19 protein-coding genes are annotated in these 21,694 nt (G+C 68.7%); 8 read left to right on the forward strand and 11 right to left on the reverse strand.

Going from position 1 to position 21,694, the window contains the following annotated elements:
- Window positions 1-50: 50 nt before the first annotated feature.
- From K9D12_RS02850 to fdxA, 3 genes are all read right to left on the reverse strand, one after another.
- The gene (locus tag K9D12_RS02850) at window positions 51-1,313 is read right to left on the reverse strand and encodes a citrate synthase (protein WP_223059443.1); all 1,263 of its coding nucleotides are present in this window, start codon (window positions 1,311-1,313) and stop codon (window positions 51-53) included.
- Between the two features lie 121 nt (window positions 1,314-1,434).
- A complete protein-coding gene (gene dapC, locus K9D12_RS02855; protein WP_223059444.1) occupies window positions 1,435-2,550 on the reverse strand; it encodes a succinyldiaminopimelate transaminase in 1,116 nt (371 codons plus the stop codon).
- Window positions 2,551-2,690: 140 nt separating this feature from the next.
- The gene (fdxA, locus tag K9D12_RS02860) at window positions 2,691-3,014 is read right to left on the reverse strand and encodes a ferredoxin (protein ID WP_047310317.1); all 324 of its coding nucleotides are present in this window, start codon (window positions 3,012-3,014) and stop codon (window positions 2,691-2,693) included.
- Window positions 3,015-3,133: 119 nt separating this feature from the next.
- Here fdxA and K9D12_RS15205 point away from each other — a divergent pair, with 119 nt between their 5' ends.
- Genes K9D12_RS15205 through K9D12_RS02880 form a run of 4 tightly spaced genes read left to right on the forward strand, consistent with a single transcriptional unit; the run spans window position 3,134 to window position 6,498 of the window.
- Complete coding sequence (locus K9D12_RS15205; RefSeq protein ID WP_223059445.1) at window positions 3,134-4,201, forward strand: GNAT family N-acetyltransferase; 1,068 nt, start codon at window positions 3,134-3,136, stop codon at window positions 4,199-4,201.
- Window positions 4,202-4,232: 31 nt separating this feature from the next.
- A complete protein-coding gene (locus K9D12_RS02870; protein ID WP_223059446.1) occupies window positions 4,233-5,015 on the forward strand; it encodes a LamB/YcsF family protein in 783 nt (260 codons plus the stop codon).
- Window positions 5,012-5,635: an allophanate hydrolase subunit 1 gene (locus K9D12_RS02875; protein ID WP_223059447.1), complete on the forward strand. Its 624-nt coding sequence runs from the start codon at window positions 5,012-5,014 to the stop codon at window positions 5,633-5,635. Before K9D12_RS02870 ends, K9D12_RS02875 begins: the two co-directional genes overlap by 4 nt.
- The gene (locus tag K9D12_RS02880) at window positions 5,632-6,498 is read left to right on the forward strand and encodes a biotin-dependent carboxyltransferase family protein (protein ID WP_193644330.1); all 867 of its coding nucleotides are present in this window, start codon (window positions 5,632-5,634) and stop codon (window positions 6,496-6,498) included. The genes K9D12_RS02875 and K9D12_RS02880 overlap by 4 nt, the downstream gene beginning before the upstream one ends.
- A gap of 39 nt (window positions 6,499-6,537) precedes the next feature.
- On the opposite strand, the gene K9D12_RS02885 is transcribed toward K9D12_RS02880, so the two are convergent.
- The 7 genes from K9D12_RS02885 to typA all read right to left on the reverse strand — a co-directional run bounded on the left by K9D12_RS02885 (window position 6,538) and on the right by typA (window position 16,570).
- The gene (locus K9D12_RS02885; protein WP_193644331.1) at window positions 6,538-7,023 is read right to left on the reverse strand and encodes a hypothetical protein; all 486 of its coding nucleotides are present in this window, start codon (window positions 7,021-7,023) and stop codon (window positions 6,538-6,540) included.
- Window positions 7,024-7,146: 123 nt separating this feature from the next.
- Window positions 7,147-7,404, reverse strand: a complete 258-nt coding sequence (locus tag K9D12_RS02890; protein ID WP_223059448.1) for a hypothetical protein — start codon at window positions 7,402-7,404, stop codon at window positions 7,147-7,149.
- 868 nt (window positions 7,405-8,272) lie between these two features.
- The gene (locus tag K9D12_RS02895) at window positions 8,273-11,185 is read right to left on the reverse strand and encodes an FAD-binding and (Fe-S)-binding domain-containing protein (RefSeq protein ID WP_223059508.1); all 2,913 of its coding nucleotides are present in this window, start codon (window positions 11,183-11,185) and stop codon (window positions 8,273-8,275) included.
- A gap of 81 nt (window positions 11,186-11,266) precedes the next feature.
- Window positions 11,267-12,985: a VanW family protein gene (locus tag K9D12_RS02900; RefSeq protein WP_223059449.1), complete on the reverse strand. Its 1,719-nt coding sequence runs from the start codon at window positions 12,983-12,985 to the stop codon at window positions 11,267-11,269.
- 108 nt (window positions 12,986-13,093) lie between these two features.
- Window positions 13,094-13,597 (reverse strand): flavin reductase family protein, encoded by a 504-nt coding sequence (locus K9D12_RS02905; protein WP_047310324.1) that lies wholly within the window; start codon window positions 13,595-13,597, stop codon window positions 13,094-13,096.
- A complete protein-coding gene (locus tag K9D12_RS02910; RefSeq protein ID WP_223059450.1) occupies window positions 13,594-14,541 on the reverse strand; it encodes a PIG-L family deacetylase in 948 nt (315 codons plus the stop codon). Before K9D12_RS02910 ends, K9D12_RS02905 begins: the two co-directional genes overlap by 4 nt.
- A gap of 115 nt (window positions 14,542-14,656) precedes the next feature.
- Window positions 14,657-16,570 carry a translational GTPase TypA gene (gene typA, locus K9D12_RS02915; protein ID WP_047310325.1) on the reverse strand — a complete coding sequence of 638 codons (1,914 nt, stop codon included), beginning with the start codon at window positions 16,568-16,570 and terminating at the stop codon, window positions 14,657-14,659.
- 251 nt (window positions 16,571-16,821) lie between these two features.
- Between typA and K9D12_RS02920 the strand changes: the two genes are divergently transcribed.
- Window positions 16,822-17,544 (forward strand): VIT family protein, encoded by a 723-nt coding sequence (locus K9D12_RS02920; protein ID WP_047310326.1) that lies wholly within the window; start codon window positions 16,822-16,824, stop codon window positions 17,542-17,544.
- A 50-nt stretch (window positions 17,545-17,594) separates the two neighbouring features.
- Here K9D12_RS02920 and panD read toward each other — a convergent pair whose 3' ends face one another.
- Window positions 17,595-18,005 carry an aspartate 1-decarboxylase gene (panD, locus tag K9D12_RS02925; protein WP_118912186.1) on the reverse strand — a complete coding sequence of 137 codons (411 nt, stop codon included), beginning with the start codon at window positions 18,003-18,005 and terminating at the stop codon, window positions 17,595-17,597.
- Between the two features lie 270 nt (window positions 18,006-18,275).
- On the opposite strand from panD, the gene K9D12_RS15210 reads away from it, so the two are divergent.
- The 3 genes from K9D12_RS15210 (at window position 18,276) to K9D12_RS02940 (ending at window position 21,672) form a co-directional block, all read left to right on the forward strand.
- Window positions 18,276-19,919 carry a VWA domain-containing protein gene (locus K9D12_RS15210; protein ID WP_223059451.1) on the forward strand — a complete coding sequence of 548 codons (1,644 nt, stop codon included), beginning with the start codon at window positions 18,276-18,278 and terminating at the stop codon, window positions 19,917-19,919.
- Between the two features lie 91 nt (window positions 19,920-20,010).
- Window positions 20,011-20,679 (forward strand): HAD-IA family hydrolase, encoded by a 669-nt coding sequence (locus K9D12_RS02935; protein ID WP_129662526.1) that lies wholly within the window; start codon window positions 20,011-20,013, stop codon window positions 20,677-20,679.
- A 48-nt stretch (window positions 20,680-20,727) separates the two neighbouring features.
- A complete protein-coding gene (locus K9D12_RS02940) occupies window positions 20,728-21,672 on the forward strand; it encodes an L-lactate dehydrogenase (RefSeq protein ID WP_223059452.1) in 945 nt (314 codons plus the stop codon).
- Window positions 21,673-21,694: the final 22 nt, after the last annotated feature.

A 21,694-nucleotide genomic window follows, 5' to 3' on the forward strand; every position in this document is an offset into this window, starting at 1 on the left:
CCCCCCCCCCCCGGGGGGGGGGGGCGCCCCCCGCTTCGGCAACTCGGCGATCAGGCCGGGTAGCTGCGCTCGGTGGCGCCGGTGTAGACCTGACGCGGTCGGCCGATCTTCTTGGCCGGGTCCTGGTTCTGCTCACGCCACTGCGCGATCCAACCGGGCATACGGCCGATGGCGAACAGTACGGTGAACATGTCCGTCGGGAAGCCCATCGACTTGTAGATGAGGCCGGTGTAGAAGTCGACGTTGGGGTAGAGCTTGCGCTGGACGAAGTAGTCGTCCTTGAGCGCGGTCTCCTCGAGGCCCATGGCGAGTTCGAGCTGCTCGTCCTTGCCGTTCTTCTCGAGGATCGTGTGCGTCGTCTTCTTGATGATGGCCGCACGCGGGTCGTAGCTCTTGTAGACGCGGTGACCGAAGCCCATGAGCTTCACGCCGTCGACCTTGTTCTTGACCTTGTCCATGAAGGACTCTGCCGTGTCGCCCGTCGACTGGATTGTCTCGAGCATCTCGAGGACGGCCGAGTTGGCGCCGCCGTGCAGCGGACCCGACAGGGCGCCGATGCCTGCGGTGATCGACTGGAAGAGGTCGGCCTCCGAGGAGCCCACCATGCGCACCGTCGAGGCGGAGCAGTTCTGCTCGTGGTCGGCGTGCAGGACGAAGAGCATGGCCAGTGCATCGACCGTCTCCTTGTCCTCCTTCTTGCCGAACATCATGTGCATGAAGTTCTCGACGTACTCGAGCGACGGGTCGGGAGCGATGAAGCTCTCGCCGATCGACTTGCGGTACGCGTAGGCCGCGAGCGTCGGGATGGCGCCGAGGAGAGCGGCCGAGGCCCTCTCGATAGCGGCCTCGTCCTTGATCGACAGCGAGTCGGCGTAGTAGGTGCCGAGCGCCGGGACGACCGAGGAGAGGATGTGCATCGGGTGCGCGCCCTCGGGGAAGGCGTCGAAGATCTTCTCGAGGCCCTCGGGAAGCACGGACGCTTCGCGCACGGCTTCCTTGAGGGTGGAAAGGCGCTCCTGGGACGGCAGTTCACCGTCGAACAGCAGAGCGGCGACCTCGAGGAAGGTGGCGTGCTCGGCCAGTTCGTCGATCGGGTAGCCGCGGTAACGCAGGATGCCCTCGTCACCGTCGATGTAGGTGATGGCGGACTTGCACGCCGCCGTGTTGACGAAGCCGACGTCGAGCGTGACGTTGCCGGTCTCCTTCATGAGGGACGAGATGTCGTAACCACTGCAGCCCTCGACCGCGGGCACGAGCGGGAACTCGAGTTCCTTGCCGTCGGCCGAGAACGTGGCGTTGCCCTGTGAAGTCATTCGGTTGTTCCTCCTTGCGGACCGGCAGGGTTGTACCGGAGTAGCGAGCACGACGTTACCCGAGAATTTCCCCTGCTTTTAATCCGCTACTCGTACGTAGTCGGAAATCGTTGACGGACTGTCAAAGTGTTGTGAGGCGCGTCACAGCCGCCTGGATGCGCTCGTCGGTCGCGGTGAGCGCGATGCGCACGTGCGCCTCCCCGGCGCGGCCGTAGAAGTCGCCGGGCGCGACGAGAATGCCGAGTTCGGCGAGGTCGGCGACCGACTCGCGACACGGGCGGCCCTGGGTGGCCCAGAGGTACAGCCCGGCGTCGGAGTGATCGATGCGCCAGCCCGCCTTCTCGAGCGCGGGACGCAGCATCGCGCGACGCGCGGCGTAAACCTTCTTCTGCGCGGCCACGTGCTCGTCGTCCCCGACGGCCACCTCGAGAACCCGCTGCACCGGACGGGGCACGATCATGCCCGCGTGCTTGCGCACCTCGACGAGGCGTCCGACGATCGCCGGGTCCCCGGCGACGAAGCTCGCCCGGTAACCGGCGAGGTTCGACTGCTTACTCAGAGAGTAGACCGAGAGCAGGCCCGAGTGGTCACCACCGCACACGCGGTCGTCGAGGATGCTCGGCGCTGTGAGGTTGCCGGGGCTGGCGGCACCTTCGCGCCAGTCGAGCTCGGCGTAGCACTCGTCGCTGGCGACGATGACGCCCCGCTCACGCGCCCACGAGACGACCTTGGCGAGGTGTTCGACGGGCAGCACCTGCCCGGTCGGGTTGCCGGGGCTGTTGAGCCACAGCAGCTTCGGCACCTCGGGGCCGAACTCGGTGAGGTTGCGCATCGGGCGCGGCGTTGCGCCGGCGAGGCGCGCACCGACGTCGTACGTCGGGTAGGCCACCTCGGGGAAGGCGACGACGTCGCCGGGGCCCAGACCGAGCAACGTCGGCAGCCAGGCGACGAGCTCCTTCGAACCGATCGTCGGCAGGACGCCGTCCGGGTTGACGCCGGTTGCGTTGCGCCGGCGCGCATACCAGCCCGCGATGGCCTCGCGCAGGGGCGGCGTGCCCCAGACCTGGGGGTAGCCGTGCGCGTCGGCGGCCTCCGCCAACGCCTCCTGGAGGACGCGGGGCGTGGGGTCCACGGGCGTGCCGACGCTGAGGTCGACGATGCCGTCGGGGTGCTCCTGGGCCTTCGCCTTGGCCGCAGCCAAGGAATCCCAGGGGAAATCGGGGAGATCGAGCGCCATGCGTCCATCCTCTCACCGGGTGCGACGCGGGATTCACACTGTCCACGCATCCGGGTGACCACGCTCTCGGGAATACGCGAAGCCCGCCGCCCCACACGGGACGACGGGCAGCGCGTCGGTCACGAAGAAGAGGCTTCGCCTCACTCCTCGTTCTGCGGAGGCAGCTCCGCGATGATCGGGTGGTCCTTCTTGATGACGCCCATCTTGGCGGCGCCACCGGGCGAGCCGAGGTCGTCGAAGAACTCGACGTTCGCCTTGTAGTAGTCGGCCCACTCCTCGGGGGTGTCATCCTCGTAGTAGATGGCCTCGACCGGGCAGACCGGCTCGCAGGCACCACAGTCGACGCACTCGTCAGGGTGAATGTAGAGCGAACGCTCACCTTCGTAGATGCAGTCGACCGGGCACTCTTCGATGCAGGCCTTGTCCTTGACATCGACACAGGGCTGGGCGATGACGTAGGTCACGAATAGCTCCTCGCTGATCGTCGTGCGTTGCGCTTTCGACTGCGGAAGCAAAAGCGAACGTTATGCATTTAAGAACATTACGTTACCAACGTTCCGAGTCCCACTCCTAGTATGCCGATGTGAGCAACTCGCCTGGAAATCGGCCCGACCCCACGTCCGCGCTGCGGGAGGGCACCCGCGTCATGGTGCGCCGCCGGTTGAGCGACGCCGAGAGGGCCTCTGCCGCCGGGACGCCGGACGCCGGGCACACCCTCACCGACGTCGTCGGCACCCTCGTGCGTCGCGATGTTTCGACGCTCGTCGTCGAACCGCGGCGCGGGCCGGACGTCGAGATCGCGGTGTCGGATGTCGTGGCCGCCAAGGAGATTCCGCCGTCGCCCGGGCGGCGAGGCCGCCCACACCGGGCCGTCACGGTGAGCGACCTCGAGGAACTCATGGTGGACGGCTGGCGCCCGCTCGAGGTCGAACGCCGTGGGCGCTGGCTGCTTCGAGCCGGCGAGGGCTACACGCGGCGGGCCAACTCGTGCCTCGTTCTCGGGCCCACCGAGCGGGAAACCGTGACGGCGCTCGACGACATCATCACCTGGTACCGCGAACGAGGCTTGCCGCCCCTGCTCCGGGTACCGCTCGCACCGGGCTTCGGACCGCAGGACGACGACTTCGTCCGTGAGGTCACGGCCCTGGGGTGGCAGGTGACCTCCCCGACGCTCGTCATGACGGCGGCGAGCGCCGAGGTGAGCGACCGAGGCACCGAGCCTTCGGCGAGGTCACTGCACGTCGAGGTCGACGCGGACATCACGCACGAGTGGTGGCAACTCGCCGATGAGCGCGCCCGCTCGCACGACGCCGTGGCACGACGGATCCTCACCGGCTCGCCGAGTCAGGCCTTCGTCACAGTGCGCGAGGAAGGCGTGACGGTGGCGCACGGGCGCATGGCCCTCGCCCAGGGTTGGGGCGGGTTGTTCGAGGTTGCCGTCACGCCCGAGCGGCGCCGACGCGGTCTCGCGCGAGCCCTCGTCGGGCGGTGTGCCGACGAAGCGGCTCGCCGCGGTGCGCGCTCGCTCTACCTTCAGGTCGGTGCCGAAAACACGCCTGCCGTTGCGCTCTACGAGAGCCTTGGGTTCACGGTGCACCACACCTACGTCTACCTTCGCACGCCCGAACCGGCGAGCCCGCGAACCGCTTGACGCGCCCGTGCGAGTCGACGATTCTGCCTGCATGTCTGCCGACGCGCGCACCATCGACCTCAACGCCGACATGGGCGAATCCTTCGGGGCCTGGACAATGGGCGACGACGCGGCCCTCCTCGATGTCGTCTCCTCGGCGAACGTCGCCTGCGGCTTTCACGCCGGCGACCCCCTCGTCCTCGCCCGCACGTGTGCCGCAGCAGCCGAGCGGGGCGTCACGATCGGCGCGCACGTCGCCTACCGCGACCTCGCCGGCTTCGGGCGCACCTTCGTCGACGTCGAACCCGCCCGCCTCGAGGCCGAGGTGCTCTACCAGCTCGCCGCCATCGACGGCGTCGCCCGCGCGCACGGCACGAGCGTCGGTTACGTGAAACCCCACGGGGCGCTCTACAACGCCATCGTCCACCACGAAGCGCAGGCCGAGGCCGTCGTCCGAGCCGTCGAGCGGTTCAACGCGGCCGCGCGGCAGCCGCTCGCGATCCTGGGGTTGCCCGGTGGCGTCGTGCTCGACCTCGCCGAGTCCCGCGGTATCCGCGCCGTGCGTGAGGCCTTCGCCGACCGCGCCTACACCGCCGAAGGAACCCTCGTCCCGCGGCGCGAACCCGGCGCCGTCCTCCACGACCCCGCCCTCGTCGCCGAGCGCATGCTCTCGCTCGTGACGACCGGCGAGGTCGAAGCCATCGACGGTTCGCGGGTGCGCGTCGACGCCGAGTCCATCTGCGTCCACGGCGATTCGCCCGGTGCCGTGGACATGGCGGTACGCGTCAAGGAGTCGCTCACCGGAGCCGGCGCGGCGATCGCGGCGTTCGTGTGACGTTCGAGCTGCGCCCGGTCGGGGAGCGTGCCTTCCTCATCGACCTCATCGATGCCCAAGAACGTCGCAGGGTCGACGCGGCTCTGCGCCGCACGTCGATCGACGGCGTCGTCGAGCACGTTCCGGCAGCGACGACCGTGCTCGTGCGCTGCACCGATCCGGACGCCGTGGCCGGAGTGGCAGCGGCTGTGCGGGCGCTCGACCTGACCGAAGAAGCTCATGGCAACGCGACGAGCGACGTCGTCGAGCTCAGGGTGCGCTACGACGGCGCGGATCTCGACTGGGTGGCAGAGCACCTGGGCATCGACGCCGACGAGGTCGTGTCGCGCCACACCGGCCAGCTCTGGACGGTCGAATTCGCAGGGTTCATGCCGGGGTTCGGTTACCTCATCGGCTCTGACGGCGGCCTCACCGTTCCCCGCCGCGAGTCACCTCGAACCCGGATTCCTGCCGGTTCGGTTGCGCTCGCCGGCGACTTCACCGGCCTCTACCCCCGCTCCTCCCCCGGTGGCTGGCAGCTCATCGGAATGAGCGACGTCGATCTGTGGAACGCGGATCGCACGCCGCCGGCTGTGCTCGTACCAGGCACGCGGGTGCGGTTTGTCGAGGAGGACCGATGAGCCTCGTCGTGAAGGCGCTCGGGCCGCTGGCCCTCGTCGAGGATCTCGGACGCCCCGGGTGTGGCCACCTCGGGGTGTGTCCCTCCGGCGCGGCCGATCGAGCGAGCCACCGACTGGCGAACACCCTCGTCGGCAATGCAGAGGGTGCGGCCACCCTCGAGGTGCTTCTCGGTGGTCTGCGCGCGAGCGTGACGACCGATGCCGTCATCGCGCTCACCGGAGCGCCCGCGGCAGTGAACGTGGCCGGGCGTCCTGTCGCCTTCGGCGAGGCCGTGCACGTGCGGGCGGGTGACGACATCGCCGTCGGTGCGCCGACGCACGGCCTGCGTACCTACCTCGCCGTTCGCGGTGGCTTCGCGGTGGTGCCGGTGCTCGGATCGCGTTCGAGCGACCCGACGACAGGTCTGGGGCCCGCCCCGGTGACGGTCGGCGACGAACTGCCATTCGGCGACGACACCGCAGGCGACGTACCGGGCGTCGATGCCGGCACCGCGTTCGTGCGCTCCGGTGACCTGTTGCTCCGCGCGGTGTGGGGGCCACGTGACGACTGGTTCACCGACGAAGCTCGCGCCGCGTTCACGGCGAAGGCGTGGGAGGTGAGCGCCGAGGGTGATCGAGTCGGCGTCAGGTTGCTGGGGTCAGCTCTGAAGCGGTCGCGCGTTGGCGAGTTGGCGAGCGAAGGACTCGTGCGCGGAGCGATCCAGGTACCCGCGAACGGTCAGCCGATCGTGTTTCTCGCCGACCACCCCACGACGGGCGGCTACCCCGTCATCGCCGTGATCCGCGACGAGGACGTCGACCATCTCGCTCAGGCTCGGCCCGGCACCCGCGTGCGCTTCGTCTGCGAGCGCCGAACGCTCTGACCGAGCCTGGCCGAGTGACCGCGGAGGTCGGAGGTTCCCTCAGCGACGGTGCGTGAGGCGACGTGCGGCGAGGGCGACCCCGACGCCGATCACCACGCCCACCCCGGCGCGCAAGAGGTGCGCGCCCGTCGTGAGGTCGTCGGCCACGAGGTTGGTGTGCCTCGGCCCACCCACGAGACCGACGAGAGCCGCGACGAGGGCTCCGCTCAGGAGGAGGACGGCGGGCGCCAGCATGAGCGCCGCGAGGATCGTGGCGCGCGAATCGACCCCGGGAACCCGCGAACCGCCCGTCCAGGCCTTGGCCACCTGCCAGTGCGCGGCGAGGAGCGCGAGCGCGGGCACGAGGCTCCACAGCGCGGCGCTACGGTTCCACCCGGTGAGCAGACCGACGGGCTCGACGACCCAGACGGCAACGGCACCGAGCGTCGCAGCGACGCCCATTCCAGCGGCGAGGACGAGCAGGTCGCGCCCGAACTCCTCGGTGAACGACGTCTCGTGCTCCTGCGTGGCTTCCCACATGGCCATGACCAACCCCCTGCAGTTGTTCGCTCGGCGTTCGCCGACCGCCTTCAACCCCTAGGACGCAGGGACGCCCCGTTCGGTTGCAACCGATCTGCATCGCGTGGGAACTGCTGCGCGGGGCTCGAGTCAGCCGGCGTGAAGCTGCGTGACGTCGGTGCGGGCACCACCTCGCACGAACCGCGGCAGGACGAGCGACAGCAGCGCCGGAAGCAGCGCCGCGTAGTCCCCCGATCCGCCGTCCCCACCGCCCGCGGTGGGAAGCGCGACGAAGGCGACGATCTCGGAGAGCAGCCCCATGTTGAGGCCGAACGCTGCGAGGCCGTAGGCGAAGAAGGCAACGGCGCGCGTACCGAAACCGAGGGGCTGTCCCCGCAGCGCGAACACACCCGATCGCCGAGACGAGAAGGAGGGCAGTGGCGATCAGGCCGATGACAACCCGCTGGCCCGACGCTCCAGCGCTCCCGCTTCCACTGACGGTGGACAGCGCGACGTAGCGGTTGACGAGGGCCAGGGCGATCGCAATGACAACCGCCGCGACGGCGCTGCTCCACCCGAACCACGTCGGCAGTTCGTACACCTGGCCGACGCCGCGGAGCACTGGGTTGCCGGCGTCAGGCACGGCCGACGAACTCGGCGCCACGGGGGCACTCTCGACGGCACTGTGCGGGGCCAGCAGGGTCTGCGACCGCCGGTCGGCGTGCCGCTCGATCGCCCCGAGGCCGGCCACGAAACCGCCCGCGAGGGCAAGGTTGAAGCAGGTGAGGACGAGTGCGAGCCAGGCGCCATCGGGGCCGGCCAGGCCGAAGTCGTGGCCCTGCTCGCCGCCGAACGCACTGACGAGGAACCAGATCGCCGCCACGATGACGAGGACGAACGGGATCGTGGCGAAGGCACGGCCGAGATCGCCCACGCGCGAGGTCCACAGTCGCAACACGCACACGAGCGCTACGACGCCCGTGCCGACGCAAGTCACGACCGTGAGCGTCGAACCGAGGGCCGACGGGCCGTCGAACCCGTTGTTCGTGGCGAAGATCGCGACGAACCCGAACCAAGCCATGAAGAAGCTGACGACGGCCGCGAGCAGCACCGCGGGGATCGACGTACCGCGCCTCACGACGACCGCCCCGGCTCACTGCGGAGCGCAGGCACCCTCGATTCGGTGGCCGTGCAATGCGTCATCGGTTGCCCCTTCGCTCGTGGATTCACCGTAGACGCGTGGCAGGGGCACGCGGCGCGAACGCGCCGAACTGCCCTACTGCTTGCTCTGGGCGCGATCGAGCAGCTGCGCCAGGTGGATGCCCCGACGCTCCGTGAGGTCCGCGATCTGTGTTCGGCACGAGAACCCATCGGCGAGCACATCGGCGTCGGGACGGGCATCCATGGCCGGGAGCAACTGCTGTTCGGCGACCTTGACGGAGACCTCGTAGTGCCCCTGTTCGACGCCGAAGTTGCCGGCGAGCCCGCAGCACCCGCCGAGCTGCTGGAGGTTCGCGCCGGCGTCCTTGAGCAGCTTCGCGTCGGGCGACCAGCCCATGACGCCGTGGTGGTGGCAGTGCGGCTGGGCGACGACGTCGGTGCCGCTCAAGTCGGGCGCGGTCCAGGCGTCGTCCCCGGCGAGGAACTCCGCGAGCGTCGAGGTCGATCGCGCGACGAGAGCAGCGTCCTCGTCACCGGGCAACAGTTCGGCGGAATCACCCCGAAGAACAGCTGTGCACGACGGCTCGAGCCCGATGACGGGCACGTGGCGGCGCACGACCGGCGCGAGATCCCCCACGAGGCCGCGAAGCTGCTTCTTGGCCCCGTCGAGCTGGCCGGTGGAGATCCACGTCAGCCCGCAGCAGCCCGCGCGCTCGACGATGTAGGGCTCCCATCCCGCACGACGCAGCACGCGCACGGCGGCCTGACCGACGTCGGGCGAGAAGTGGTCGGTGAACGTGTCGACCATGATGACGACGGCGTTCTCACTCACCGTGCCGGCGCGGTCGGCGTCCTCGAAGAAGCCCACGTCGTGGGTGCGGCACCAGTCGCGGAACGACTCACGCGCCATCGCGGGAACGCTGCGGCGCGGGTCGACGCCGGCCACCTTCTTGAGCACCGGCACCTTCTGCGTCGTGGCCAGCGCGAGGTTGAACAGCCCCGTCGCGCGACGGCCCAGGCGAACCCACCGCGGCAGCTGACCGAGCGCATAGTGCGAGCGCGGCCGCACGCGCCCCTTGTACGTCTGGTGCAACACCTCGGACTTGAACGCCGGCATGTCGATACCGGTCGGACAATCAGAGGTGCAGCCCTTGCACGACAGACACAGGTCGAGCGCGTCGTGCACCTCCTTCGACTTCCAGCCGTCGCGCACGAAACCGCCGTCGAGGCCGCCGTTCACCATCTCTTGCAGCAGACGAGCACGACCGCGCGTCGAGTCCTTCTCGTCACCGGTGGCGGCGTAGCTCGGGCACATGACGTTCGTGGTGCCGAGCGTGCTGGCGCGACACTTTCCGACACCGGTGCACCGGTGGACGGCCTTCGCGAAGTCGCCGCCGTCGTGGGCGTAGGCAAGAGCCAGGTTCCTCGTCAGGGGCGCGACGTGTGCCATCCGGACGTCGGCCGCAGCAGGATTGGGGTCGACGAGAACACCGGGGTTGAGCAGGTTCGTCGGGTCGAAGATCTCCTTGACGCCGGCGAACAGCCCGAGTGCCTCCGGCGAGTACATCGAGGCGAGGTACTCGCTGCGGGCCCGCCCATCGCCGTGCTCGCCGGACATCGAACCGCCGTAACGGGCCACGAGTTTCGCCGACTCACCGAGGAACTCGTGCAGCACGTCGGTGCCGCCGGGGGCGCCGAGGGGGAAGTCGATGCGGATGTGCAGGCACCCGTCGCCGAAGTGACCGTAGGGCAGGCCGGAGAGGTTGTAGCCGGCCATGAGTTCGTCGAAGTCACGCAGGTACGCACCCAGCTTCTCCGGCGGGACGGCGGCGTCCTCCCAACCCGGCCACGCGGGCAGATCCTTGGGCGAGCGCCCGGCCAGGCCGGCGCCGTCCTCGCGCACCTTCCACAGGGCCGTCGACTCGGCGACATCGGTGACGACGCGTCCGTCGAGAGCATTGCAGCCGACGAGGCAGGCCTCAGCGCGCGCCATGACCTCGGCGTGGTCGTCACCCGCGATCTCGACGAGCAGCCACCCCGAGCCCTTCGGCAGCGCGGGCACGGCCTGCGCGCCGCGGCGAGCGATGAGCACGTCGACCAAGCGACGATCCATGCCCTCACACGCGATGGGGTCGAAGGCGCGCACGAGCGGTGCCGCGTCGCCGGCACTCGCCATGTCCTCGTAGCCGAGGGCGACGAGGACGCGGTGCGTCGGGTCGGTGACAAGACGCACCGTCGCCTCCGTGAGCACGCCGAGGGTGCCCTCGGTGCCCGCCATGAAGCGGGTGACGTCGAAGCCGCGCTCGGGCAGGAGCGTCTCCATGGCGTAGCCGGAGACCTGGCGGTCGAAGCGACCGAACTCCTGACGGATCGTGGCGAGGTTGCCGCCGACGAGGGCGTCGAGCCGCTCGAGGTAGGGATGAGCCGACGTCAGCTGATCGCGCGGCGCACCATGGTCGAGGCGCAGCAACTCCCCTGCGGCCGTGGCCATCTCGATGCCGAGGAGGTTGTCGCTCGTCTTGCCGTACGCCAGCGCGCGCGAGCCGCACGCGTTGTTGCCGATCATGCCGCCGATCGTGCACCGGGTGTGCGACGACGGGTCCGGCCCGAATCGCACGCCGTGCGGCACGACGGCCTTCTGCAGGCTCTGGTGCACGACGCCCGCCTCGACGACGGCCCGGCCTGCTGCGACATCGAAGTCGAGCACCTTGTTCATGTGCTTGCTGAAGTCGAGCACGATGCCCGGGCCCACGGCGTTGCCCGCACAGGACGTACCGGCGCCGCGGGGCGTGATCGGCACCCCGAGCATGCGTGCGACGGCGAGAGTCTCCAGCACGTCGTCGGTGTTGCGCGGACGCACGATCGCCCGCGGCAGCACGCGGTAGAGGCTTGCATCGCTCGAGTAGGCGGCACGATTCGTCCCGTCGACGAGAACGTCGCCGACCTCGTGGTGACGCAGCTCGTGCGCGATCGTCTCGACGTCGATCGTCGCGGCGTGAGCGGTCACTTCGGCGGCAGGCTTCGGCATCGTGGTCACGTCGCCATTGTCCCCGAGCACGCTCGTGGACGCGTCACCCTGTCACGAGTCAAGACGTCGCCTGCGCGCGCCTCAGTTCTGACACGTGATGATGTCGTCCGGCTTGTACTTCGTGTGGATCTTCTCCGTACGCACGGTCGTCGAGCCCGACTTCAGTTCTCGGTAGACGTCGACGTCGAAGCCCGGAACACCGCCACCGACCGTGTTCTCACAACCCTTGACGTTCTTGACCGTGCGGTGCTTGGGCGGCTGAATGTTGTACTTGCCGCTCGTGCGGGTGGCCACGTCGTACTTCTTCGTGCCGTAGAAGTCCATGACGACCTTGTTCGACTCGACGTGGGCCTTGATGAGAATGGGCTTGCCGGTGTCGTTCGTCCACTTGTTGTCGATACCGGGGTTCCAGATCGTCGCTTCGCGACCCATCGGGTAGCGCGAGATGTACACGGCGTGCGCCGTGTGCTCATCGAGCTGGACCCCGGCGAAGAACGCCGTGTTGTACATCGTCGTCGAGACCTGCGAGACGCCGCCACCCATGCCGTCGAGGTGCAGCCCACCCTGCAGCGTGCCCGCCTCGACGTAGCCGGCTTCCTTCGTGAACTCGTACCCGAGGGCGCGCAGCAGGCTGAACTGCTCGCCCGGCTGGACGACGATGCCGTTGAGGCGGTTGATGGCCGTCGTGATGTTGTGAATGCGAGCCTGCTGGCTGGGGCCCGTGGGGAACGGCGACTCGAAGTGAGCCATGGAGGTGCTGGGCAGTGCCTCGACGTTGACGTCCTTGGCCATGACCGCCGGCTTCTGCTCCTTCATGGCGAGCGTGGCCTTGTGATCGCCCACGAGGGCGTCACCGACGATCTTGGCGACCTTCGACTCGTCGATCTCCTTACCCGAGCGACCCTCGACAACGGACGGCTGACCGTCCTTCCAGACGACCTTGGCGTCGACTGCCGGAACGCGCATCTTGTCGCCGCGCGAGAGAACCGTCGTCAGCAGAGCCTTGGTGTCGACCTTGATCGTCGGCTTGCCGTCGGCCCCGGTCGTGGAGGAGATGACGTCGGAGACCTGAGCCGGCGTCAGGGTGACGCTCTGTCCGTTGGCACTGACCTCCAGCGGGGCAGACATCGCCTTCTTGGCGTCGCCCTCCGCGAAAGCCTGCACGGCGTTGTCCGAGGCGTCGGAGTTCTTCTCGACGAGCTCGGTCGTGTAGTCCGTCTTCTTCGGCCACCCGTTCGCGATGTCGTCGGCGACCTTCTTCTCGTCGACGCCGTGGCCCGGTGCCCCGTCGACGATGGACACCTTGCCACCGATGAACTTGACGCGTCCCTGCTTCGGAGCGCCGTCGATCTTCGACTCCGCGGCCTTCTTGACCAAGGTGGTCAGAGCGGTTTTGTCGACGGTGTACACCGGCTCGATCTTCTCGCCTCCGCCGTTGATCTGATCGAGCAGTCGGCTCGGGGAGAGGCTGAACTCGGTGACGCCGTCGAGGGTCTTCTCGGCGTCGGGCTTCCACGCGGATGCCGGCGCCAGGTCGAAGGACTGATCGCCGGCCGTGACGTTCGCCTTCGTCGAGGCGTTCGGGTGCTTGAGCGTGAGGACCTGGCGGGTGGCCTGTTCGGACGTCATGCCACCGATGCTCTTACCCGCGACGGTCGTGCCCTCGGGGATGGCGTCCTTGTAGTGGTAGCACGCGCCGACGTAGGCGGCCGCGGCGAGAGCGACGACACCGACGCCACTGCCGATGAGCAGGCCCTTCTTCCCTCGGCGCGCAGATGCGTTCCGTGCGTCGTCGCTCACTGAAACCCCTTGAATACCGTTCGTCGTGTGAACACCCATTGCAACACGAGTTCGAGGCTGCGGCGTGCACTCTGACGCTCGACGCGCCGCCGTTCACCCGAACGAGTGTCATACGAGGCGACCGAAGGCCCCGCGGTAGTACGTGAGGGCATCGCCGGGGTCGTCGCCGATCGCCAGCGACAGCACCTCACCGACGACGAGCGTGTGGTCGCCGGCGTCGAGCGTGCTGGTCGTGCGGCACTCGAACTCTGCCAGCGCACCGTCGAGGAGGGCGACATCGGTGACCTCGCCACGGTGGTGCGGGACGCGGTCGAGCTGCCCGTGCAGGGGGCGGCCACGCGTCGACAACCAACTCGCGGTCTTCTGAGCGTCCGCACCGAGCAGGGACACACCCCATTCGCCGCACTCCATGACGGCATCCCAGAAGCGTGCCTCGCGCTCGACGCTGATGAGCATGAGGACGGGCTCGAGCGAAACGCTCGTGAGGGAGTTGACCGTCATGGCGTGATCAAGACCGCCGGCCTTCGTCGTGACGACGCTGACGCCCGTGGCGAATCGCCCGATGGCCTTGCGGTAGTGGTCCGGGTCGACCGGTTCGTGGTGGCTGCTCATCGCGTCACCAGGGGTGCTCGGTGGCCGTCGGTTCCCGGCCCGGCGTGCTCGCCGGGAGCCGCGGCACCGACACGTGCACGCGCTTCGGCGTCATAGCGGGCGTACCCCTCACGTCCGGAAAGTCGCGCAGCGATGTCGTTGGACAGGGCGTACACCTCGTCGGCGACAGTGACCTGCGTGCGGTGGGCTCGAAGCGCCCGGATCTGCGCTGTGACGGCCTGCTCGTCGACGACGGCGTGCGTCACCTCGGCGTCCTCCGCGACGGACGGCGGGAACGGGTCGTCGGCCGAGGGCACGAGGAAGCCTGTCTCCTCGAGGAACTGCGGGGAGCACATCGCGTGCAGCCAGGCCCGGTCCTCGACGGCCCACGAGCGCGGCGTCAGCGTGATGAACAGCTGCGGCTGTGTTCGCGACGCCGCGACGGCGGCGACGGTGACGTCGTGGGTGCGGATGTGATCGGGGTGGCCGTAGCCGCCCTGCTCGTCGTAGGTGACGACGACGTCCGGGGCGAGCGCATCGACGTAGGCCGCAACATCGGCCGCCACGGCGTCGATGTCACAGCTCGCGAAGGCGCGCGGGTGCGCGGCGGACGGCGTGCCGGCCATGCCGGAGTCGCGGAACGCAGGCGCCGACTCGCGCCCGCTGAGGCGACGGAACTCCTCGTCGCCGAGGACGACCGACGAGGTGACGGCCATGGCCTCCATTGCGGCGCGCAACTCGTCGCGGCGCACCTCGGCCAGCGGGTCGGCTGCGTCAGGATCACGCGCGTCGCCTGCGGGAAGTTCGAGGTGCTTGAGGTCGTCGGGGATGACCTCGCCCTCCTCCCCCAGCGTGCACGTGAGCACGTGCACCTCGTCGCCCGCGGCGACATGATGGGCCAACGCGACGCCCGTCCACAGCGATTCGTCGTCGGGATGTGCGTGAACGAAGAGCAGACGGGCCATGAGGTCAACCTTCGTACGGGATCGATCGAAACGCAAAGCGTTCGTGAAGCGTCCCCGGCAACGACGAAGGCGGCCACCCCCCGAGAGGGTGACCGCCTTCGTCAGGCGCGGAGCGTCAGCTCTTGGCCGCGTTCTTCGCGCGGGACGTGGCGCGGGCACGCTCGTTCGCGTTGAGCACGACCTTGCGGATGCGCACGGCGGTCGGCGTGACCTCGCAGCACTCGTCCTCGCGGCAGAACTCGAGGCTCTGCTCGAGGGAGAGCTGCTTCGGCGGGATGACCTTCTCGAAGTTGTCGGCCGACGACGCGCGAACGTTCGTCAGCTTCTTCTCCTTGGTGATGTTGACGTCCATGTCGTCGGCGCGGCTGTTCTCGCCGACGATCATGCCCTCGTACACCTCGGTGCCCGGGGAGACGAACAGGACGCCACGCTCCTGCAGGTTGACCATCGCGTACGACGTGACGGGGCCGCTGCGGTCGGCGACGAGCGAGCCGGCGACGCGCGTCGTGATGACGCCGAACCACGGCTCGTATCCCTCGTGGATGCTGTGCGCGATACCCGTACCGCGGGTCTCGGTGAGGAACTCGGTACGGAAACCGATGAGGCCACGCGCCGGCACGACGAACTCCATGCGGATCCAGCCGGTGCCGTGGTTCGTCATCTGCTCCATGCGGCCCTTGCGGGCGGCGAGCAGCTGCGTGATGCCACCGAGGTGCTCCTCGGGGGTGTCGATCGTGAGGCGCTCGGTCGGCTCGTGCAGCTTGCCGTCGATCTCACGCGTGACGACCTGCGGCTTGCCGACGGTGAGCTCGAAGCCCTCACGACGCATCTGCTCGACGAGGATGGCGAGCGCGAGCTCACCACGGCCCTGGACCTCCCAGGCGTCGGGACGCTCGGTGGGCAGAACGCGCAACGAGACGTTACCGATGAGCTCCTTGTCGAGGCGGTCCTTGACGAGGCGCGCCGTCACCTTGGTGCCACGCTCCTTGCCGACGAGCGGCGAGGTGTTCGTACCGATCGTCATGGAGATGGCCGGCTCGTCGACCGTGATGAGCGGCAGCGGGATCGGGTTCTCGGCGTCGGCGAGCGTCTCACCGATCGTGATGTCGGAGATGCCGGCGACGGCGATGATGTCGCCGGGCCCGGCGGCCTTCTCGGACGGCTTGCGCTCGAGGCCCTCGGTCATGAGCAGTTCGGTGATGCGCACCTTCTGCTGCGTGCCGTCGGCCTTGCACCACGTGACCTGCTGGTTCTTGGCGATCTCGCCGTTGAACACGCGCAGCAGCGCGAGGCGGCCGAGGAAGTTGTCGGAGTCGAGGTTCGTGACGTGCGCCTGCAGCGGCGCCTCGTCGTCGTACGTCGGCGCCGGGATCGTGTCGAGGATCGTGCGGAACAGCGGCTCCACCGAGTCACCCTCGGGCAGCGTGCCGTCCTCGGGGCGTGTCATCGAGGCGATGCCGTTCTTGCCCGAGGCGTACACGATCGGGAACTCGATCTGGTCCTCGTCGGCGTCGAGGTCCATGAAGAGTTCGTAGACCTCGTCGATGACCTCGCCGATGCGCGCGTCGGGGCGGTCGACCTTGTTGATGCACAGGATGACCGGCATCTTCGCGTCGAGTGCCTTGCGCAGCACGAAGCGCGTCTGGGGCAGCGGGCCCTCGGACGCGTCGACGAGCAGGACGACGCCGTCGACCATGGAAAGGCCGCGCTCGACCTCGCCACCGAAGTCGGCGTGGCCGGGGGTGTCGATGATGTTGATGGTGACGAATTCGCCGTCAGCGAGCCCGGCGACTTCCTTGGCCGCCGGGCCGTTGTAGTGGATCGCGGTGTTCTTCGCGAGGATCGTGATGCCCTTTTCGCGCTCGAGGTCACCCGAGTCCATGACTCGCTCACCGGTCGACTCGACCGTGGCGCGCTCGGCGAAGACGCCGGCCTGCCAGAGCATCTTGTCGACCATGGTGGTCTTACCGTGGTCAACGTGGGCGACAATCGCGACGTTTCGGACGTCGTTACGGGACTTCAAAGCCATACTTCCCATTGTCGCAGGGTTTTTCCGTGCTTGAGGACACGTCGTTCGGAGCATGACGAGGCACACATCGTCCGACACCTGCCGCGACCGCACGCAACGCTCAGAAGTGCACGCGGCCGATGGAGGTGGCGGAGGCGCTGGCGTCGGCGGCGTGAGCTGCGGCCGCTGTGGTGACCATGTCGGCGCTCCGGCGAATTACACAAGGCTTTCCTACCTTGGCGCGGGCAGGCTCGTTCTTCACACTGACGATCATGACGAGTTCCGCACCTGCCGCGCATGCCGGAGAGCCGCATGATGCCACTCACGCTTCGACGTTGAACTGGCTGCGTGCCGGGGTGCTCGGCGCCAACGACGGCATCGTGTCCGTCGCCGGTCTCGTCATGGGAGTGGCCGGCGCGACGACGCAGCGCACGCCCATTCTCGTCGCCGGCATCGCGGGCATCGTCTCGGGCGCGCTGTCGATGGCAGCAGGCGAATACGTCTCCGTCTCCACGCAGCGCGACAGCGAGAGGGCCCTCATCGCCAAGGAGCGCTGGGAACTGGCACACCTTCCCGACGAGGAACTCGACGAGCTGGCTGACATCTACGTCGACAAGGGGCTCGAGCCGGAGCTCGCCCGTCAGGTCGCGGAGCAACTCACGGCGAAGGACGCTCTGAAGGCCCACGCCGAGGCCGAACTCGGCCTCGATCCGGAGGCCCTGACGAACCCGTGGAGCGCCGCGGGTGCATCCTTCCTCGCCTTCGCGCTCGGTGCTCTCGTGCCGCTGCTCGCCATCCTGATGCCCCCGACTAACCTGCGGGTGCCGGTGACCGTCGTCGCTGTCGTCCTGGCGCTCGCCGTCACGGGTTTCGTCAGTGCCCGTCTCGGCGGCGCGGCACCCCAGCGCGCCGTCGTACGCAACGTCGGTGGCGGCCTGCTCGCCATGGCCATCACCTTCGGCGTGGGCGCGCTCGTCGGCACCGGCGTCGGCTGAGCCCGACACTGCCCGTCGTGTCACGTCTGCGACACGGCACCTGCGACCGGTCAGCCCTCGCGCGGGTCGACGAGGCCGGAGCCCTGCGGCGCGTGCGCCGGGTCGCTGCCCTTCTCGACGATGCGGTTGTCGCCGTCGACGAACACCACGCGGGGTTCGTGGGCGGCGAGCTCGTCCGGGCCGAACTGGCCGTACGCGATGAGGATCACCGTGTCACCGACGCCCACGAGGTGCGCCGCCGCGCCGTTGATACCGATGCGGCCCTCACCGCGCGGCCCTTCGATGACGTAGGTGGTGAGGCGGTTGCCGTTGTCGACATCGACGATGTCGATCTGCTCCCCCTCGAGCAGGTCGGCGGCTTCCATGAGGTCGGCCGAGATCGTGCAGGAGCCGACGTAGTGGAGGTCTGCGTGGGTGACCGTCGCCCGGTGGATCTTGGCGCGCATCATCGTGCGGAGCATGTCAAGGAGCCTTCCTGCTGGCTTGCGGGTCGAGCGTGACAGTACTGACGTAACGCTCACGGCTCACCGGTTTGTGCCGTGAGCTTGACCACCCCCGCCGGGAAGGCCCTGTGAGCCCCCGACAGCCGGTGCTCGAGGTTCGATCACGCCGACGCCCTAGACTACCGGCGTGAGACGCACGACATAGTCGTCTCACGAAGCACTGCCGTGCGGGCGACGCGCCGGTGGGTGCAGCAGCCGCCGTCGCTTCGCTCCCCAGGCAGGTTCATCGTGACTGAGGCCGACTACACGAGCCGTTCTGCGCGCCGTCGCGAGTCCGCGCGCTCCAACTCAGGCAAGACCGTCGCTGCGGTGGTCGTTGCCCTCCTCGCCATCGGCGGTGGAGCGTGGGCCTGCAACAAGGCGGGTGACGACAACGGCGGTAACGGTGAGAACGCCGCCGCCAGTGGCGACAAGTGCGCCGGAGCCCAGATCACGATCACCGCGAACCCGACGCTGTCCGGCCCCCTCACCAAGGCCCTTGAGGGGTACAAGGGCGGCCAGGACGAGCAGGGCTGCGAACGCACATACGCCGTGCAGGCCGCCACGGATTCCGAGACCCTGCAGCAGATCAAGAGCGGCTCCCCCAGTGCCCAGATCTGGGTGAGCGACAACCCCGGCTCGTTCGACGAAGCCTCCGAGGCCGCCGGGACGAAGATCACGCCGGGCACCGCCTTCGCCTCATCGCCTGCCATCATCAGCGGGCCGAGCGCGCAGTTGAAGAAGCTGGGCACGGACGAGGCGGCATGGACGAAGATCCTGTCAGCCAACCCACCGCTGACCGTCGCCAACATCACGCGTGATCGTGCGAGCGCCCTCGCCGTGACCGCTGCGTCCCAGGCGCTCGGCACGGACAACCAGAAGGCGCGTGAGGCCTTCGGCCAGCTGGCTCTCACGGCGCGCGACAGCATCCCGTCCAACGCCCCGTACGTCACTTCGGAGGCCGCACTGGCTGCCCGAAACGCGAAGAGCTCCACCAAGCTCGCCGAGATCGGGCTCGAGGGTGGATCACCGCTCGTCAAGGTGAGCGCGGCCAAGATGATCGCCGACGACCCCCAGACCGACGCAGCCTACGAGGAACTCATGACGCGCCTCACCTCCGCCGAGGGACAGAAGGCTTTCGCCGGCGCCGGATACCGCTCGGCCGACGGTTCGAAGCCGCCGTCGAACGCGCCCCAAGGCGCGGACTCGGTGCGCACCACCTCCGGTGCCAGCGACCAGACGGTCAGCCAGGTCGTCGCCAGCTGGGCCGAGGCCACCAAGCCGCTGCGTCTGACCACAGTCGTCGACGTGTCCGGTTCGATGCGCGAGAAGACCCGCGGCGTCAGCCGTATCGAGGCTGTCTCCAAGGCGACGAAGCACGGACTCTCCCTGGTGCCCGCATCGACGTCCATCGCCGTGTGGGAGTTCTCGACGGAGCTCGACGGCAAGAAGGACTACGAGGAGCGCATTCCGATGTCGCCGATCTCCGACCCTGCCAAGCTCAAGCGCATCCAGGCCTCGATCGACACCCTTCCGCAGCGGGTCAAGGGCGACACCGCTCTCTACGACACCATCTGGGCCACCTACCAGGCCGCCCAGAAGGACTACAAGGACGGCCAGATCAGCACGGTCCTGCTCGTCACGGACGGCCGCAACGACGACCCGAAGGGCGGCCTGTCGCTCAGCGAGCTCAAGAAGAAGCTGCGGGACGCCGTCGACCCGAAGCGCCCCGTCGACATCTCGACGCTCGCGATCGGCGAGGACGTCAACACGAAGGAACTGAGCGACATCGCGAAGATCACCGGCAGCGGTGGCACGGTCTACACGGCCAAGACGCCGCAGGACGTGTCGGCCGTGCTCGCCGCGTCGTTGCAGAACCGCTCGAGCAACTGATCGTTCCCGCTGATCGTTCGCCGAAGGGCACGCGCCGCAGCTCGCGGTGCGTGCCCTTCAGCGTCCCGCGTCGACATGATGGGATGAGCCCATGCCCACGCTCGACGACCTCACCGCTCTGACCGGGCCCACCTTCGCCGCGGTCCTCTTCGACAACGACGGCACGCTCGTCGACTCGACGCCGGCCGTCGAACGCTCCTGGCTCGCGTGGGCTCGCGAATACGACATCGATCCCACCCTGCTCGGCCGCCACCACGGGGTGCCTGCGGCCGGCATCATCGCGAGCATCGCCCCGCACCTCGACGCACGGGCCGCGCTGGCGCGCATCACGGAACTCGAGGTCGCCGACACCGACGACGTCCGTGCGATCGCGGGCGCCATCGAGGCCGTGGAGGCCATCGGCCCGAAGCGCTGCGCCGTCGTGACGTCGGCGACGCGCGAGCTGGGCCTCGCCCGACTCGCCGCAGCGGGCATTCCGTTGCCCGACGTCGTCGTCACGTTCGACGACGTGGAGCGCGGCAAGCCGCACCCCGATCCGTTCCTGCTCGCCGCCGAGCGCCTCGGCGTGGACCCCACCCACTGCCTCGTCGTCGAGGACGCGCCGAGCGGTCTCGCTGCCGCCAAGGCCGCCGGATGCGCCACGCTCGCGCTCACGTCGACGACGCCCGCCGACGTGCTCGACGCCGACGCCGTCGTCGAATCCCTGGCGTCCGTACAGTTCGTTCCGGGCTCGGAGGGCGTCGCGCTCGAATCCCGTTGACGCCCGGTCGATCACCTGGCGTTCACCCGGCCCACCTACGGTGGATTCATGAGTGATCGAGTCGTTCTCATCGGTGCCGGAGACGTCGGCGTCGCCTACGCCTACGCCCTCGTCAACCAGGGCCTCGTGCACGAGTTGTCGATCATCGACATCAACGAGCAGAAGGTCTTCGGCGAGGTCATGGACCTCAACCACGGTGTCGTCTGGGCACCGACACCGACCCGCGTCACCGTGGGCGAATACGCCGACTGCGCGGACGCCGACGTCGTCGTCATCACGGCGGGCGCCGCACAGAAGCCCGGCGAGACCCGCCTCGACCTGGTGGGCCGCAACGTCGAAATCTTCCGTTCCATCGTCGCCTCGGTCATGGAGACAGGCTTCGACGGCATCTTCCTCATCGCCACGAACCCCGTCGACGTCATGACGTACGCGACGTGGAAGTTCTCCGGCCTGCCGTCGGAGCGCGTCATCGGTTCCGGCACCGCGCTCGACACCGCGCGCCTGCGCTACATGCTCGGTGAGCTGTACGACGTGGCACCGACGTCGGTGCACGCCGCGATCATCGGGGAGCACGGCGACACCGAGGTGCCCGCGCTGTCGTCGGCGAACGTGGCCGGTGCTCCCCTCGCGCGGGACCTCGACGCCGTGCCCGGCCGACGCGACGAGATCGAGCGCATCTTCGACGAAACACGCACCGCCGCCTACCAGATCATCGACGCCAAGGGCTCGACGTCGTACGGCATCGGCATGGCCCTTGCGCGGATCACCCGGGCGCTCCTTCGCGATGAGTACGCAGCCATCCCGATCTCGACGTACCTGCAAGGGCCCTACGGCGTCACCGATCTCTACCTCGGTGTGCCTGCGGTACTGGGGCGCAAGGGTGTGCGCAGCGTCGTCGAACTCAGCCTGACCGACGCCGAAGCAGCCGGCCTCGCCCACTCGGCCGAGGTGCTCGGGCGCATAGTCGACGACGCGAACCTGCGCGCGACCTGACGAACGCCGCGGCGGCCGAGCA

The sequence above is a fragment of the Dermacoccus sp. Tok2021 genome (genome assembly GCF_019895135.1).
Lineage (GTDB): Bacteria > Actinomycetota > Actinomycetes > Actinomycetales > Dermatophilaceae > Dermacoccus > Dermacoccus abyssi.

Coding starts and splice junctions, on each gene's coding strand:
- K9D12_RS02880 (WP_193644330.1), top strand. CDS start 5,632: ATGAGCCTCGTCGTGAAGGCGCTCGGGCCGCTGGCCCTCGTCGAGGAT.
- typA (WP_047310325.1), bottom strand. CDS start 16,570: ATGGCTTTGAAGTCCCGTAACGACGTCCGAAACGTCGCGATTGTCGCC.
- K9D12_RS02905 (WP_047310324.1), bottom strand. CDS start 13,597: ATGAGCAGCCACCACGAACCGGTCGACCCGGACCACTACCGCAAGGCC.
- K9D12_RS02920 (WP_047310326.1), top strand. CDS start 16,822: ATGACGAGTTCCGCACCTGCCGCGCATGCCGGAGAGCCGCATGATGCC.
- K9D12_RS02940 (WP_223059452.1), top strand. CDS start 20,728: ATGAGTGATCGAGTCGTTCTCATCGGTGCCGGAGACGTCGGCGTCGCC.
- K9D12_RS02935 (WP_129662526.1), top strand. CDS start 20,011: ATGCCCACGCTCGACGACCTCACCGCTCTGACCGGGCCCACCTTCGCC.
- dapC (WP_223059444.1), bottom strand. CDS start 2,550: ATGGCGCTCGATCTCCCCGATTTCCCCTGGGATTCCTTGGCTGCGGCC.
- K9D12_RS02910 (WP_223059450.1), bottom strand. CDS start 14,541: ATGGCCCGTCTGCTCTTCGTTCACGCACATCCCGACGACGAATCGCTG.
- K9D12_RS02850 (WP_223059443.1), bottom strand. CDS start 1,313: ATGACTTCACAGGGCAACGCCACGTTCTCGGCCGACGGCAAGGAACTC.
- panD (WP_118912186.1), bottom strand. CDS start 18,005: ATGCTCCGCACGATGATGCGCGCCAAGATCCACCGGGCGACGGTCACC.
- K9D12_RS02885 (WP_193644331.1), bottom strand. CDS start 7,023: ATGGCCATGTGGGAAGCCACGCAGGAGCACGAGACGTCGTTCACCGAG.
- K9D12_RS02895 (WP_223059508.1), bottom strand. CDS start 11,185: ATGCCGAAGCCTGCCGCCGAAGTGACCGCTCACGCCGCGACGATCGAC.
- K9D12_RS02870 (WP_223059446.1), top strand. CDS start 4,233: ATGTCTGCCGACGCGCGCACCATCGACCTCAACGCCGACATGGGCGAA.